Origin of the sequence: Embleya sp. NPDC008237 (assembly GCF_042956465.1) — a bacterium.
Classification (GTDB): Bacteria; Actinomycetota; Actinomycetes; order Streptomycetales; family Streptomycetaceae; genus Embleya.
This window is the reverse complement of the sequence record NZ_JBIBGL010000010.1, coordinates 20,423-35,495: the sequence shown is the minus strand read 5'-3', so window position 1 is coordinate 35,495 and position 15,073 is coordinate 20,423. Positions and strand designations below refer to the sequence as shown.

At 72.2% G+C, this 15,073-nt stretch carries 13 protein-coding genes; 9 read left to right on the top strand and 4 right to left on the bottom strand.

The features are described 5' to 3' along the window. Positions 1–120: 120 nt before the first annotated feature. Positions 121–1,335 (top strand): acyl-CoA dehydrogenase family protein, encoded by a 1,215-nt coding sequence (locus ACFZBU_RS25225; protein WP_391585912.1) that lies wholly within the window; start codon positions 121–123, stop codon positions 1,333–1,335. 65 nt (positions 1,336–1,400) lie between these two features. Here the strand turns inward: ACFZBU_RS25225 and ACFZBU_RS25220 are convergent, their stop codons facing one another. Then, the gene (locus ACFZBU_RS25220; RefSeq protein WP_391585911.1) at positions 1,401–1,550 is read right to left on the bottom strand and encodes a hypothetical protein; all 150 of its coding nucleotides are present in this window, start codon (positions 1,548–1,550) and stop codon (positions 1,401–1,403) included. An 80-nt stretch (positions 1,551–1,630) separates the two neighbouring features. Beyond that, positions 1,631–1,960 (bottom strand): DUF6247 family protein, encoded by a 330-nt coding sequence (locus ACFZBU_RS25215; protein WP_391585910.1) that lies wholly within the window; start codon positions 1,958–1,960, stop codon positions 1,631–1,633. Positions 1,961–2,533: 573 nt separating this feature from the next. Here ACFZBU_RS25215 and ACFZBU_RS25210 point away from each other — a divergent pair. Then, positions 2,534–2,755, top strand: a complete 222-nt coding sequence (locus ACFZBU_RS25210) for a hypothetical protein (RefSeq protein ID WP_020555717.1) — start codon at positions 2,534–2,536, stop codon at positions 2,753–2,755. An 80-nt stretch (positions 2,756–2,835) separates the two neighbouring features. Next, on the top strand, positions 2,836–4,041 hold the full coding sequence (locus ACFZBU_RS25205; RefSeq protein ID WP_391585909.1) for a cation:proton antiporter: 1,206 nt from the start codon (positions 2,836–2,838) through the stop codon (positions 4,039–4,041). A gap of 16 nt (positions 4,042–4,057) precedes the next feature. Here the strand turns inward: ACFZBU_RS25205 and ACFZBU_RS25200 are convergent, their stop codons facing one another. Continuing rightward, complete coding sequence (locus tag ACFZBU_RS25200) at positions 4,058–5,503, bottom strand: hypothetical protein (RefSeq protein WP_391585908.1); 1,446 nt, start codon at positions 5,501–5,503, stop codon at positions 4,058–4,060. 190 nt (positions 5,504–5,693) lie between these two features. Here ACFZBU_RS25200 and ACFZBU_RS25195 point away from each other — a divergent pair, with 190 nt between their 5' ends. Next, positions 5,694–8,108 carry an ATP-binding cassette domain-containing protein gene (locus ACFZBU_RS25195; protein ID WP_391585907.1) on the top strand — a complete coding sequence of 805 codons (2,415 nt, stop codon included), beginning with the start codon at positions 5,694–5,696 and terminating at the stop codon, positions 8,106–8,108. A gap of 139 nt (positions 8,109–8,247) precedes the next feature. On the opposite strand, the gene ACFZBU_RS25190 is transcribed toward ACFZBU_RS25195, so the two are convergent. Then, a complete protein-coding gene (locus tag ACFZBU_RS25190; protein WP_391585906.1) occupies positions 8,248–8,688 on the bottom strand; it encodes a MarR family winged helix-turn-helix transcriptional regulator in 441 nt (146 codons plus the stop codon). Between the two features lie 50 nt (positions 8,689–8,738). Between ACFZBU_RS25190 and ACFZBU_RS25185 the strand changes: the two genes are divergently transcribed. The 5 genes from ACFZBU_RS25185 (at position 8,739) to ACFZBU_RS25165 (ending at position 15,073) form a co-directional block, all read left to right on the top strand. Beyond that, positions 8,739–9,878 carry a substrate-binding domain-containing protein gene (locus ACFZBU_RS25185; protein ID WP_391585905.1) on the top strand — a complete coding sequence of 380 codons (1,140 nt, stop codon included), beginning with the start codon at positions 8,739–8,741 and terminating at the stop codon, positions 9,876–9,878. Positions 9,879–9,932: 54 nt separating this feature from the next. Beyond that, positions 9,933–11,423 (top strand): APC family permease, encoded by a 1,491-nt coding sequence (locus ACFZBU_RS25180; RefSeq protein WP_391585904.1) that lies wholly within the window; start codon positions 9,933–9,935, stop codon positions 11,421–11,423. Then, on the top strand, positions 11,420–12,439 hold the full coding sequence (locus tag ACFZBU_RS25175; protein ID WP_391585903.1) for an acetamidase/formamidase family protein: 1,020 nt from the start codon (positions 11,420–11,422) through the stop codon (positions 12,437–12,439). Before ACFZBU_RS25180 ends, ACFZBU_RS25175 begins: the two co-directional genes overlap by 4 nt. A 311-nt stretch (positions 12,440–12,750) precedes the next feature. Continuing rightward, positions 12,751–13,785, top strand: coding sequence for an MsnO8 family LLM class oxidoreductase (locus ACFZBU_RS25170; protein WP_391585902.1), 1,035 nt, complete (start codon positions 12,751–12,753; stop codon positions 13,783–13,785). Positions 13,786–14,080: 295 nt separating this feature from the next. Beyond that, positions 14,081–15,073, top strand: coding sequence for a hypothetical protein (locus tag ACFZBU_RS25165; protein WP_391585901.1), 993 nt, complete (start codon positions 14,081–14,083; stop codon positions 15,071–15,073).

Sequence of the window (15,073 nt, the reverse complement as noted above, 5' to 3'; positions counted from 1 at the left end):
GTGCCGGTGCACAGCTCGATCGGCCCGTATCCCCGGGCCTCTTGACGCCCCCAGGCGCTGACGACACACTCAAGCTACCAGCCGGTAACAATTTCGACGACGTCCGGGGGCCCACCACCCATGACCGCCTTCAATCTCGCCCTCGACGAGGACCAGACCACCATCCGCGACTGGGTACACGCCTTCGCCGCCGACACCATGCGCCCGGCCGCGGCCGAATGGGACGAGCGGGAGGAGACCCCCTGGCCGATCATCCAGGAAGCCGCCAAGGTCGGACTGTACTCCCTCGACTTCTTCACCACCCAGGCCTTCGACCCCACCGGTCTGAGCATGCCGCTGATCATGGAGGAACTCTTCTGGGGCGACGCCGGGTTGGGCCTGGCGCTGACCGGCACCGCGCTCGCCGCGGCCGGCCTGGTGGCCAACGGCACGCAGGAGCAGATCATGACGTGGGCGCCGGAACTGTTCGGCACCGCCGACGACATCCGGGTCGCCGCGTTCTGCTCCTCCGAGCCCGACGCCGGCTCCGACGTCTCCTCGATGCGCACCCGCGCCACGTACGACGAGGCCACCGGCGACTGGATCCTCAACGGGGTCAAGACCTGGGCCACGAACGGCGGTATCGCGCACGTGCACGTCGTGGTCGCCACCACCGACCCGACCCTCGGCTCGCGCGGCCAGGCCAGCTTCGTGATCCCGCCGAACACACCCGGGCTGTCCCAGGGGCAGAAGTTCAAGAAGCACGGGATCCGCGCGTCGCACACCGCCGAGGTGGTCCTGGACAACGTCCGCGTCCCCGGCGACTGCCTGTTGGGCGGCAAGGACAAGCTGGACGAGCGGATCGCGCGGGCCAGGTCCGGCACGTCCGCGCGCTCGAACGCGGCGATGGCCACGTTCGAGTCGTCCCGCCCGGCGGTCGCCGCGCAGGCGGTGGGCATCGCGCGCGCCGCCTACGAGGTGGCCCTGGAATACGCGCAGATCCGCGAGCAGTTCGGCCGGCCGATCATCGACAACCAGGGCGTCGCGTTCACCATCGCCGACATGCGCACCCGGATCGACGCGGCCCGGCTGCTCACCTGGCGCGCCTCGTGGATGGCGGCGACGAACCAGCCGTTCACCGCGGCCGAGGGCTCGATGTCCAAGCTGTACGCCGGCGAGACCGCCAAGTGGGTGACCTCCGCCGCGATGCAGATCCTCGGCGGCAACGGGTACACCCGTGAATACCCGGTCGAGCGCATGCACCGGGACAGCGCGATCTACACGATCTTCGAGGGCACGAGCGAAATCCAGCGCCTGGTCATCGCACGCACGTTGTCCGGAGTGCCGATTCGCTGAGGACAGGGCGGCCGCCCGCCGGGTCCGTCAGCCGACCCGCGGCCACGATCGGAGATCGAGTGGACCTATCGGACGCCCACGATCGTGACCGTCACGTGCGAATCGGTGATCACGAACGTGGCGATGCCCTCGACGCAGAACGCGTACTCGCGCATGTTGTTCGACCTGGTCGGATGTCCGACGTGCCACGGGTCCGAGGCGAGCGCCCGCACCATGCTGTCCTAGGCGGACAGGACGTGGCCCGGTTTGCCCTTCAGCCACTGTTGGGTGCTGTACGAGGCGTCGACGCGGTAGCTCATCCGGGGTCTCCCCACTGGGTGCGGTCGGCGGGCACGGTGTCGACGGGGAGGCCGGCGTTCAACCGGCGGATGGTCTCTTCCATCTCGGGCCAGTCCGGGGAGCGGCGGCGTGCGAGTTCGCCCTGCCACAGGGGCAGCATGTCGGCGAGGGGCCGGAGATCGCCGTTGGCGTTGGCTGCGGTAAGTGCGGCCTGGTACTCGTCTTCGAATTCCATGCGCAGGTTGTCGGGCAGTTCGGCGCGCAACTCGGCCGGGGTGGCGTGCTCGGGCCCGCCGATTCCGATCGTGTGGCGGGGTCGACGGGGGTCCTCGGTCTGCTCGTCCATGCCTCCAGCGTGCCGGCCCGGCCGTCTCGTTCGGTAGCCGGCGTGCGCGCACCCGACGTGCGCCCCCGACGGCCCGTCGCGAGCCCCCGCCCGGTCCGCTCAGCGCAGTGGTCCCGGCTCCGGTGTCGGGTGCGGCTCGTCCGGGACAGGGGGCGAGCCCGGGTCGGGGGGCAGCGGTTCGGGGCCGGGTTCCGGCAGCGGGTGTGGCGTGGGCATCGGTGGGGCCGGGGGCAGTGGGTCCGGCCATGGGTCGGTCACGGCGACCTCCTGGACGAGGGCGGTTCCGGGCGTGCCCGGACACGTCGCGGCGGCGACGTCACCTTGCGAATACCCGCACCGACGCCGCCCCACCTCCGGCCACGCCGATCACGCCGTCGCGGGCATCTGCGAGCACCTGTGCACGCGCGTTCGCCGCGCCGTCCGTCGGCCTGATCACCCGACGAAATCCACCCATGGCGTCCTCGATCAATCGGGCAAATCCGGGTGGAAGCCGCATCGATAGGCCAGGAAGAAGGCCGACCACCCCCTGGTTGCACCTAATCTGAAGGCCCTCGTTCGAACAGGAGAAACCCCATGGGCGGCCAGGTCCCGATCAGCGAAACCCCCCTCCCGGGCATCGGTACGCAGTACACGCTCTCCACCGTCGCCGGCCGCGCCATCTCCGTGGTCGCCGGCCGGGACGGGGTGCGTCGGATCGCCTTCTACAACGTCGACGACCCGGACGCCTGCGGGCCCGGCGTGCGACTGACCCGCGCCGAGGCCGTGGCGCTCGCCGAACTGCTCGCCGAGGACTGACCCCCGCTCGCGGACCCCCTCACCCGCGTTCGAGCCGCAGACCGTCCTGCCCCTGCGAACACCGCGAGTACAGCCCCACCATGCACCCGGCAACACTGCTCATCGAACTCGGCGCCATCATCCTGGGCCTGTCCATCCTCGGTCGGGTCGCCACCCGAATGGGGATGTCACCCATCCCCTTCTACCTCCTCGGCGGCCTCGCCTTCGGGCACGGCGGCGTGCTCGACCTCTCGCAGAGCGACGACTTCATCGAGATCGGCGCCGAGATCGGCGTGGTCCTGCTCCTGCTGCTGCTCGGCCTGGAATACACGGCCGGCGAACTGGTCACCAACCTGCGCGCCGCCGCGCCCGCCGGGGCGATCGACGCGCTGCTCAACGCGGTCCCCGGCTTCCTGGCCGGCCTGCTGCTCGGCTGGGGGCCCACCGCCGCGCTCGCCCTGGCCGGCGTCACCTGGATCTCGTCGTCCGGGGTGATCGCGAAGGTGCTCGGCGACCTGGGCCACCTGGGCAACCGGGAGACCCCGGTCGTGCTGTCCGTCCTGGTCATCGAAGACCTCGCGATGGCGCTCTACCTGCCCATTCTCACCGCGCTGCTGGCCGGCGTCGGGCTGCTCGGCGGCTCGCTCACCGTGGCCATCGCGCTGGGCACGATCAGCATCGTGCTCTTCCTCGCGCTTAGGCACGGCGGCCGGATCTCCAAGGCACTCTCCAGCGAGGAGCCGGAGTTCCTGCTCCTCGGCGTGCTGGGCCTGACGCTGCTCGTCGCCGGCGTCGCGGACAAGCTCCAGGTCTCCGCGGCCGTCGGCGCCTTCCTGGTCGGCATCGCGATCTCCGGCGACGTGGCCGAACACGCGCAGAGCCTGCTGGCGCCGCTGCGCGACCTGTTCGCCGCGGTCTTCTTCGTGTTCTTCGGCCTGTCCACCGACCCGGGCGCGCTGCCGGGCGTGCTGCTGCCCGCCGCCGCGCTGGCGCTGGTCACCGCGCTGACCAAGATCGCCACCGGCTACTGGGCCGCCGCCCGGGCCGGCATCGCCAAACCCGGCCGCTACCGGGCCGGCGGCGCACTCGTCGCACGCGGCGAGTTCTCCATCGTGATCGCCGGCCTGGCCGCCACATCGGGCGTCGAACCCCGGATGGGGCCGTTCGCCGCCGCCTACGTGCTCATCCTCGTGGTCGCCGGTCCCTTCACCGCGCGCTACGCCGAACCGGTGCTGCGTCGGCTGTTCGGCCCCAAGCCGGTGCCGGCCCCGATCGAGGAGGACGACGACGACCTGAGGCCGCTGTAGCCCGCGGCCCGGTCGATCATGCCGAGAGGGCCTCGCCGGCCACGTGTACCGATCGGCCGACCCAGGTGTCGGTGCGCATGGACGCCAGTACGTCCGGGTGCGTCGAGGTCGCCACCGACCGTACGCCGCCGGTGCCCTCCACGACCGCGATCGCGATCGCCGGTTCGCCCCGCTCGAACGCCACCGTGCAGCCCACCACCTCGGCCGGCCCCGCGTAGTCCGGGTCCACCGGGCGGCTCGGCAACTCCGCGCGTATCTCGATCGCGCGGAAACCGTCGGCGGGCGGGCGATCCGACCACAGCGCGCCGGCCTGCTTGGTGACCATCCCGGACACGCTCGTCACCAGCCCGTCGCCGCCCGCGCGCACCCGTCGGGCCACCTCGACCGTCGCCTGCAACGCGTAGTTGTTCAGCGGCCCGCCGGCGAACGCCATCCCGCCCGTCGCGGTCAGCTCCCGCCCGGGGCGCCCGCTCAGGCCCAGCTCGTGCCGCTGGATCCGGACCGCCGCCGGAAAGCAGCTGTACAGGTCCAGGTGCTTCGTGTCGGACAGCCCGGCGCCCAGTGCCGCGCCGACCGCGGCGAATCCCGGGGAGCGGTCCGGATCGGGCCGGGCCACCAGCGGCACCATCGTGTTCGCCTCGGCCGCCGCCGTCGGGAACACCCACCGGTCGCGGGCCACCCCGAACCGGCGCGCGGCCTCGGCCGAGCACAGCAGCAACGCGGCGGCCTGGTCGACGTTCATCTGCGAGCAGTGCCACTTCGAGTACGGGCTCGCCAGCCACGCGTTGCGCCCGTCGGGTGCCAGCAGCTCGTCCGCGGACACCGCGCGGCCCCGGATCGAGTGCCCGGCGTCGGCGGCGACCGTCGAGAAATCCGCCCACAGCGCGGCGATCTCCCGGGCATCGTCCGCCGGCGGCCGGCCCCGCGCGGCGCCGATCGCCGACTCCATCACCGCGTACTGCCGCGCGGGCACGGCCAGATGCCGATCGATCTCGACCCGGGCCAGGATGTCCGCGCCGGGCGCCCACACCGTGTCCGGGACCCCCTCCGCGACCGGATCCGCGAGTTCGAGTCCGGCGATCCGCGCGCGCAGTCGCCGATGTGCCGCCTCGCCGCCCACGACGAGCACCGCCTCGGCCCGCCCGGCGGCGATCTCGGCGCAGGCCCGGGTGATCAACGACTGTTGCAGGACCCCCAGTTCGGCCAGCGTGCTGTGCGCGTCCACGATCTTGAACCGGTCCGCCAACCAGCGCCCGGGATCGCCGTGCCGCCAGGTCCCGCGCGGTACGAGCACGTGTCCTACCGCCCGCAACAGCGCGCCCGACCCCGCGGCGGCCTCCTCGACCGCCTGCGCCATCAGCTCCAACTCGCCGACTCCGGCCCCGGCCTCGGTCAGGCGCTGCCGCGCCACCCCGGCCCCGACCAACACCGGCGTCCGCGGATCGACCGCCTCCAGCCCCATCGCCGCCCCCTTGCCACAGCCCAGCCGCCCCGGACCACCCGGCGCGCGCCGACGTTAGCCGCGGATCCCGACGATCACCAGTGCGTTCGTCGCCCGTCGTGGTGCCGGCCGCGGTTGTGGATCACTGCTCGGCGGGCATAGGACAACCTTCGGCCGGTGGTTCGAGGAGCGGTGTGCGAGGAGCGATGTGATGACCGAGCACGATCCGTATGTGCGGGTGCGCGGTGCGCGGGAGCACAACCTGCGGGACGTGGACGTGGACATTCCGCGCGACACGTTCGTGGTGTTCACGGGGGTGTCCGGATCGGGCAAGTCCTCGCTGGCGTTCGGCACGGTGTACGCGGAGGCGCAGCGGCGCTACTTCGAGTCGATCGCGCCCTATGCCCGGCGGTTGATCCAGCAGGTCGGCGCGCCGCACGTGGACGAGATCAGCGGGTTGCCGCCGGCCATCGCGCTGCGTCAGCAGCGGTCCGCGCCGACCTCGCGCTCGACGGTGGGCACCCTGACGACGCTGTCCAATTCGCTGCGGATGCTCTTCTCCCGGGCCGGCGACTACCCGCCCGGCGCGGAGCGGGTGGATTCGGACGCGTTCTCGCCGAACACCGCGGCCGGGGCCTGCCCGAACTGTCACGGCCTGGGCCTGGTGCACGAGGTGAGCGAGGAGTCGCTGGTCCCGGATCCGGGCAAATCGATCCGGGACGGGGCGATCGCCGCGTGGCCCGGTGCCTGGTACGGGAAGAACCTGCGGGACATCCTGGCCACGCTCGGCTACGACGTGGACCGGCCGTGGCGCGAGCTGCCCAGGGCGGAGCGGGAGTGGATCCTGTTCACCGACGATCAGCCGGTGGTCACCGTGCACCCGGTGCGCGACGCGAGCCGGATCCAGCGCGACTACCAGGGCACGTACAGCAGCGCGCGGCGGATCGTGCTGAAGACGTTCGCGAGTTCGAAGAGCGCGACACAGCGCAAACGGGTCGAGCGCTTCCTGGAGAGCGGACCGTGCCCGGTGTGCCACGGTCGGCGGCTGCGGCCCGCATCGCTGGCGGTGACCTTCGCGGGGTACGACATCGCCGCGCTGGTCGCCCTGCCGCTGGCGGAGGCGGCGAAGGTACTGGCCGGGGCCGGGGCCGACGGCGAGCCGGCCGTGACGATCTGCGCCGATCTGGTGGCGCGGATCGCGGTGCTGGTCGAGTTGGGCCTGGGCTACTTGAGCATGGACCGGGAGACGCCGACGTTGTCGTCGGGCGAACTGCAGCGGTTGCGGCTGGCCACCCAGTTGCGGTCGGGGCTGTTCGGGGTGGTGTACGTGTTGGACGAGCCGTCCGCCGGGTTGCACTCGGCGGACACCGAGGCGCTGCTCGTGGTGCTCGACCGGCTGCGCGCGGCGGGCAATTCGCTGTTCGTGGTGGAGCACCGGATGGCGGTGGCGCGCCGGGCGGGCTGGCTGGTGGACGTGGGTCCCGGCGCGGGGGAGGGCGGCGGCCGGATCCTGTACAGCGGCCCGCCGGACGGGCTGCGTGAGGTGGCGGACTCGGCGACCCGCCGATTCCTGTTCCGGACCGATCCGCGGCCGGCGCGGGAACCGCGGTCGCCGAGCGGGTGGCTGACGCTGACCGGGGTGAGCCTGCACAACCTGCGCGAGTTGGACGTGCGTCTGCCGCTGGGCGTGTTCACGGTGGTCACCGGGGTCTCCGGGGCGGGCAAGTCCAGTCTGATCGGCGGGGTGTTGGCTGACGTGACGGCGGAGCACCTGGGCAGCGGGGCGCAGGAGGACGAGGAAGGGCGGCAGGAGTCCGGGGAGATCCGCGCGGTCGAGGGCCTGGAGGTGATCGACCGCATGGTGCGGGTGGACCAGAAGCCGATCGGGCGCACGCCGCGCTCGAACCTGGCCACCTACACCGGCCTGTTCGACACGGTCCGCAAACTGTTCGCGGACACCGACGCGGCGCGCGAGCGCGGGTGGACCGCGAGCCGGTTCTCCTTCAACGTGGAAGGCGGCCGGTGCGAGACGTGTTCGGGCGAGGGCTTCGTCGCGGTCGAGCTGCTGTTCCTGCCGGGGACGTATGCGCCGTGTCCGACCTGCCACGGTGCGCGCTACAACCCGCAGACGCTGGAGGTCGCCTACCGCGGACTGAGTGTGGCGGACGTGCTCGGGCTGACCGTGGACGCCGCCGCCGACTTCCTCGCCGAGGTGCCCGCCGCCGCGCGCAGCCTGACCACACTGCGCGAGGTGGGCCTGGGCTATGTGCGGCTGGGCCAACCGGCGACCGAGCTCTCCGGCGGCGAGGCGCAGCGGATCAAGTTGGCGAGCGAGCTGCAACGGGCCCGGCGCGGGCACACGCTGTACCTGTTGGACGAGCCGACGGCCGGGCTGCACCCGGCGGATGTCGAGTTGTTGATGCGCCAGTTGCACGGACTGGTCGCGGCGGGCAGCACGGTGGTGGTGGTCGAACACGACCTGGACGTGATCGCCGGCGCGGACTGGATGATCGACATGGGTCCCGGCGGCGGGGCGAACGGCGGCCGGATCGTGGCGAGCGGGGTGCCTGCGGACGTGGCGGCGAAGGGCGCGGGGGTGACCGCGCGATTCCTGGCGGCGCCCTGACGGGCCGGGGCGCGGCCGGGTCGGTCCGGCGGGGTCGGCCGCCGGGCGGGGTCGGGTCGCGGCCCCGGTGCGGGCGGGCGCCGGGGCGTAGCGCGGCACGTGCGCACCCCGGCCCGGTGGGCCGGCGTTCCCGGCCCGGTCAGCCCGCGTCCGGCCCGGCCAGGTAGGCCAGGATGGCGGTCGGATCCTCGCTCGCGCACGCGGCCCGCACGGCCGACTCGTGCGCCTCGGCCAGCGCGTTCAGCCGGGCGAGGCGATCGTGGCCGCGCCGGGACAGGTGGGCCGTGATCCGGCGGCGGTCCGTGCCGGACTGGCGTCGGTAGATCCAGCCGTTGTCCACCAGCGCGTCCACGATCCGGGTCAGGCTGGCATGCGGAATCAGCAGGCTCTGGGCCAGATCGCCCATCGACCGGCCCTCGCCGTCGCCCAGGGCGCGCAGCACGAGCCACTGGTCGAAGGTGCAGTTCTCCTCGGCCAACGTGTGGGTCAGCGTGCGGGTGAGGCGGCGCTGCGCGAGGGTGAGCATCTCGACCAGGAGCGGCTGCCCGACGGCCCGCTCCGCGAGTTCGCCGGCGGACATGCCCATCACCCCTTCACCAGACCGTTCTCGGGAGCATACTTACTCGCCTGATGAGCGTCGAGACAGTCTTGATCGAGCCGCTCGACGCACTGCATTCCGACCGGAACCCGCACGTGCTTCGAGTGGGGCTCGTGGTGCCCCAGTCCGGTGCGCTGGGCATCATCGGACCCTCCGCGGTGGATGCGGCGCTGCTCGCGGCGCACGAGATCAACACGGCCTGCGGGGTGCGCGACCGCCCGCTGGAACTGGTCCTGGTGGACGCCGGCGGGCCGCCCGACCAGGTCGCGGCGCAGGTCGAGCTGCTCGGCGACGCCGGAGCGGTGGACGTGTTGGTCGGCTTCCACACCAGCGATGTGCACCGGGCGATCGAGTCGGTGGTGAGCGGCCGGACCCCGTACATCTTCACCCCGCCGCACGAGGGCGGCGACCGACTGCCCGGGGTGGTGTGCACGGGGGTCGACCCGATGCGTCAGTTGCGCGAGTCGATCGGGTGGCTCACCGAGCACCATCGGCTGCGCCGGTGGGCGCTGATCGGCAACGACTACATCTGGCCGCAGGCCATCCACGCCGCCGCCACGCGGTTGATCGCGGACGCGCGCAGCAGTGTGGTGTACGAGCGGCGGGTGGGCTTCGGTGCGGTGCGGGCGGGGCTGGACGAGTTGTTCGCCGGGCTGCGGGCCACCCGGGCCGATGCGCTGCTGCTCAGCCTGATCGGCCGCGATCTGGTCGACTTCAACCGGGCGCTGCGGCATGCCGGGCTGGATCGCATCCTGGTGCGGCTGTCCGGCTCGCTGGAGGAGAACGGACTGTTGGCGTACGGCGGGGACGACACCGGCGCGATGTACGCGGTGATGCAGTCGTTCGCGTCGCAGACCGACGATCGTCGGCTGGGCCTGGCCGAGCGGCACCGGTCGTTGTTCGGGCCGCAGGCGCCGGTGCTGGATGCCTACGCCGAGGGCCTGTACGACGGGCTGCACCTGGTCGCGGCGTTGGCCGCGCGCGGCGCGCTCGCGCCGAGCGGGTTGGCGGCGGAGGTCCATCGCCTGTTGGACGGGGACCCGGAGGCCGCGCGCGGGGCCTGGGCCCGCTCGCCGCTGGGGCCACCGCGCCGGCAGGTGTACCTGGCTCGGGCGGAGGGGCTGGATTTCGCCGTGCTGCCGCGACGAGAAAGTACTTCCATTTGGAAATAACTGGTTCTAAGGTCTCTTCGAGACCCCTCGGGGTCGTCCCGAGGAGAGACCAACATGAGCGAAGTCCCCGCGCCCGAAATCACCGGAAGACCCGGGTCGACCGCCAGACCCGGCTCCACCGACAGTCCCGGCCCGACCGACGGTCCGGGCTCGACCGGCAGCCCCGCGTCGATCGAGAAGTACGGCTACAAGCAAGAACTCCGCCGCTCCCTGAGCTTTCGTGACCTGCTCGTCTACGGCCTGGTCTTCATGGTCCCGATCGCGCCGTTCGGCATCTTCGGCGGCGTGTTCCAGGGCTCGGGCGGCATGGTGGCGCTCGCCTACGTCATCGGCATGGTCGCGATGATGTTCACCGCGCTGTCCTATGCCCAGATGTCCCAGGCGTTCCCGATGGCCGGATCGGTGTACTCCTACGCCGGCCGCGGCATCGCCGCCCCGGTGGGCTTCCTGGCCGGCTGGATGATCCTGCTCGACTACATCCTGGTCCCCGGCCTGCTCTACCTGATCGCCGCCGTCGCGATGAACTCGCTCGTCACCTCGATCCCGGTGTGGATGTGGGTGGTCGGGTTCGTGCTGCTGAACACGGCGGTCAACTACCTCGGCGTGGAGATGACCGCCAAGGTCAACAAGATCATGCTGATCGGCGAACTGATCATCCTGATCGTGTTCATCGTGATCGGCGTGGTCGCGCTGATCGACGGCAAGGGCCGCGGCTTCGACTTCACCCCGATCTACAACAGCGACACCTTCTCCTGGAGCCTGGTCTTCGGCGCCGTCTCGATCGCGGCGCTGAGCTTTCTCGGCTTCGACGGCATCTCCATGCTGTCCGAGGAGAACAAGGACTCGGCCAAGGCCATCGGCAGGTCGATGGTCGCCGCGCTGCTCCTGGCCGGGACGCTGTTCATCGTGCAGACGTGGGTGGCCTCGCTGCTGGTGTCCGACCCCAAGGCGCTGATCGACAACGGCGACCCGGACGGCACCGCGTTCTACGACGCGGCCCGGGTCGCGGCGGGCGGCTGGTTGGCCAAGCTCACCGCCGTGGCCACCGCGATCGCGTGGGGCTTCGCCAACTCGCTGGTGGCCCAGGCCGCGACCTCGCGCCTGCTGTACGCGATGGCCCGGGACCGGCAACTGCCGTCCTTCCTGGCCAAGGTGCACCCCAAGCACCGGGTCCCGGTCAACGCCACGCTGCTCACCGCGGCGGTCTCGCTCGCCCTGGGCCTGTACACCAGCACCCGCGACGACGGCATCACCACGCTGAGCAGCCTGGTCAACATCGGCGCGCTCACCACCTTCCTGGTGCTGCACGTGTCGGTGGTCGTGCACTATCTCGTCCGGCACAAGAGCCGGGACTACTGGCGACACCTGATCGCACCCTCGCTCGGCTTCGCGATCCTGGCCTACGTCGTCTACAACGCCGACGGCGACGCGAAACGACTGGGCACGATCTGGTTCGCGATCGGCGTCGCCCTCCTCGCCGGCCTGGTCCTGGCGGGCCGCCGGCCCAAAATCTCCGCCATCGACCACGTCGAGGAACCGGTATGACCCTGCTCGAAGTCGTCTCCGTGAGGCCGACCTACCACCAGTACGCCTACACCTTCGGCGGGCGCCGGCCGCTCGTGACGGTCCGGCCCGGCACCATCGTCGAGTTGTCCACCGAGGACTGCTTCGGCGGGAGCGTCAGGGGCATCGACGACCTGCCCAGCGCGGTGTGCACCTTCCCCTACCTCAATCCGGTCACCGGACCGATCGCGGTCGAGGGCGCCGAACCCGGCGACACCCTCGCGGTGCACTTCGTGGACATCACGCCCGCCCGCGACTGGGGCATCTCCAGCACCTTCCCGCACTTCGGCGCGCTGACCGCGACGCCGACCACGGCGATGCTGCACGCCCCGCTGGAGGAAAGGGTGTGGGTGTACGACCTGGACGTCGCGGCCGGCGTCTGCCGCTTCCGGGCCCGGAAGAGCGACTTCACGGTGGAACTGCCGCTGGACCCGATGCACGGCACCGTCGGGGTCGCGCCGGCGGGCGGCGAGACGCTGATGTCGATCACTCCGGGGGCGCACGGCGGCAACATGGACACGCCCGAGATGCGCGCCGGTACCACCGCGTACTTCGGCGTCAACGTCGCGGGCGGGATGCTCTCGATCGGTGACGGCCACGCCCGACAGGGCGAGGGGGAGGTGTGCGGGACCGCGGTCGAGGCGGCCATGCGCACGGTGATCGTGGTCGACCTGATCAAGGGCGGCGCGCCCGCGTCGCCGCGCCTGGAGAACGACGAATACCTGCTCACCACCGGTTCGGCCCGGCCGCTGGAGGACGCCTTCCGGATCAGCCAGCGCGACCTGGTGGACTGGGCGGCGGACCTGCTCGACCTGGAACTGCTCGACGCCTACCAATTGGTCAGCCAGGCCGGCCTGGCCCCGGCCGCCAACGTGTGCGACACCAACTACACGATGGTCGGCAAGCTGCCCAAGGCGGTGCTCGGCCGACACCGCGCCTACGAGGGGCGGCACGACCACCTGCGGGCGGTGGCCGCGGCCTATCTGGCCGAGCGCTGAGACCGCGGCGCCGGTCGGGACCGCCGCGCTGCGAAGTCCCGTCCCGGTGCCACGACTCCGGGACCGGAGGGGCCACCGGTTCCCGGTGCCCGGCCGCAGCCGATCGGCCGCGCCGGGCGGGATGGGGGACATCCCCGGGGAGGAGCGGACGCGTCCGCCGACGCGGATCCCCTCACGGGAGCCCGGGGATGTTCCTGCACGTGTGCCGGCGGCTGCACGTGTGCCGACGGCCGGCACCTCTCGTCCCGAGGTGCCGGCCGGGTGACCCGACGGGGTGGGAATTACCGGCCCGGGTGGGTGTTGGCACTCGTGTGAACGTGTTGCCGCCGGGTGTCCGGTTCTCCGTGCTCGACAGGTCGCTCACCCTGGAGGGGGAGCACCCCGCCTCGGCGCTGCGCCATGCCGTGGCGTTCGCGCGCGACGTGGAGCGCCTGGGATACCACCGATTCTGGGTCGCCGAGCATCACAGCGTGCCGGGCGTGGCCGGGTCGGCACCCACCGTGCTGGCCGCCGCGGTGGCGGCGGTCACCGAGCGGATCCGGGTCGGGACCGGCGGGGTGATGCTGCCCAACCACCAACCGCTGGTGGTGGCCGAACAGTTCGGCGTCCTGGAGTCGCTGTACCCGGGACGGATCGACCTGGGCGTGGGTCGGTCGGTGGGCTTCACCGACGGGATCCGGGCCGCGCTGGGCCGGGGCAAGGACGCGGCCGAGGACTTCCCGGACCGCCTGGCCGAACTGCTCGGCTACTTCCTGGGCACCCAGGACGCGCACCCCGGAGTGCACGCCCGACCGGCCGAGGGGCTGCGCCCCGCCCCCTTCGTGCTCGCCACCGGTGCCGGCGCCGACCACGCGGCGCTCGCCGGGGTGCCGCTCGTGGTCGCCGCGGCGATCGGCGAGGAGCGCATGCTGAGCGCGATCGAGCGCTACCGGAGCGCCTTTCGCCCGTCCGCGTGGTCGTCGCGGCCCTACGTCGTGGTGGCCGGCACGGTCGCGGTCGCGGACACCGCGGAGGCGGCCCACGACCTGCTGCTGCCCGAGGCATGGGCCGCCGCCTACTCGCGCACCCGCGGCACCTTCCCGCCGCTGATCCCGGCCGAACGGATCCGCGCGACCGCGATGAGCCCGCGCGAGCGGGAACATCTGGAGGCCGCGCTCCGCGACCAGGTCCACGGCACCGCCGAGAGCGTGGCCGGCGAACTGGCCGGCCTGTTCGCCCGCACCGACGCGGACGAGTTCCTGGTCACCACGAGCGCGTACGACCGGGCCGGCCGCCTGGACTCGGCCCGACGCCTGGCCGAACTCGCGGGCATCGCCCCTCGGATCGCGGCCGGCGCCGCGCGTTGAGCCCGAGGGCGCGGTCACGATCGAGGGCCGGCCGCCCGGCCGCCCGGCCGCGCGGTGTCGGTCCGCTCCGCTCGGCGGCGCGGCAACCGCGTCCCGGGCCCGGCGCCGGGCCGATCGCACCGCGGATGTGCCCGCGAGGCAGCCGCGCGGGTCCGATGCCCGGCGCACGCCGAGGTGCGGCATCGGGCGCCGCCGCCGGATTCACCGGGGGAGTCGGACAGCCCGCGTGGCAGCGTGCGCGCGTTGCTAACGTGGTGCGGCCCGAGCCGGTCGTTCTGCGGGGAGGTTCCGACCGATGGCCCATGCCGGCCAGCACGCACACACGCTTCCACACCCATATGCACCCGGGCACACACCCGCGCACGCGGCCGTCGAGACGCCCGCGCAGATCGAGCGGCGCTGGATCGCCAACGTGGCCTCCGTGGTCGTGCCCGGTGTACTCGCGCACCGGATGTTGCGCCCGGCGCACCGGATCGGCAAGCCGGACGGGCTGATGGGCAACCTCAACCGGGTGCGCGCCTGGCTCGGTCTGACGATCGTGCTGGCCGTGTTCCTGCGCGGGCTGTACCAGGAGCGCACGCACACCTCCGGCGAGGCGGCCGGCACCACCACCAAGGTGCAGGGCGCGCAGGTGATCTCCGAATTCGCGTCGGCGATGGTGCGTCGGCTCGTGCTGCTGCCGCTGTACGGCATCGTCGGCATCCTGGTGATGGGCCTCGTACTGGTGCTCTGCGCCCGGCCGCACCTGCGCTCGCTGACCATGCGGCAGTTGATCCATCCGGTCCGCTCGGTCGGGCTGTTCCTGGTCGTCCCGGTGCTGGGCATCGCACTGGCCGTGGTCTGCCGCAAGGGCGCCGGCCTCGGCGCCGACACCAACACGCTGCGCACGGACGGCACCACGGTGCAACTGGTGTTGTCGTGGGTGTCCATGGTCGCCGGGATCTGGGTCTTCGGGTTCGCCCTGGTGGCCATCTGGCAGGTGGCGCAACATCTGTTCTCGGCGGCGGACGGGCACCCGATCCTGCCCGCGCTGATGGCGATGTGGTTGGCCTGGACGTTCGCGCTCACCGACCTGCTGGTCAAGACCGACAACCCGCTGTTCGCGGGCTCCGACATCGTGCCGGACAACATCAAGGCCGTGGTCGGCGTGGGCGGTTCGGTGATCATCACCGGGCTCGGCATCTGGGAGATCCGCCGGCTCGGCCGCTGGAACGGCATCACCTGGCGCAGCGGCCCGTGGGGGTCGCGGTCCCCGCAGACCCCGGGCGCGGTCCGGGGACCGCACTGA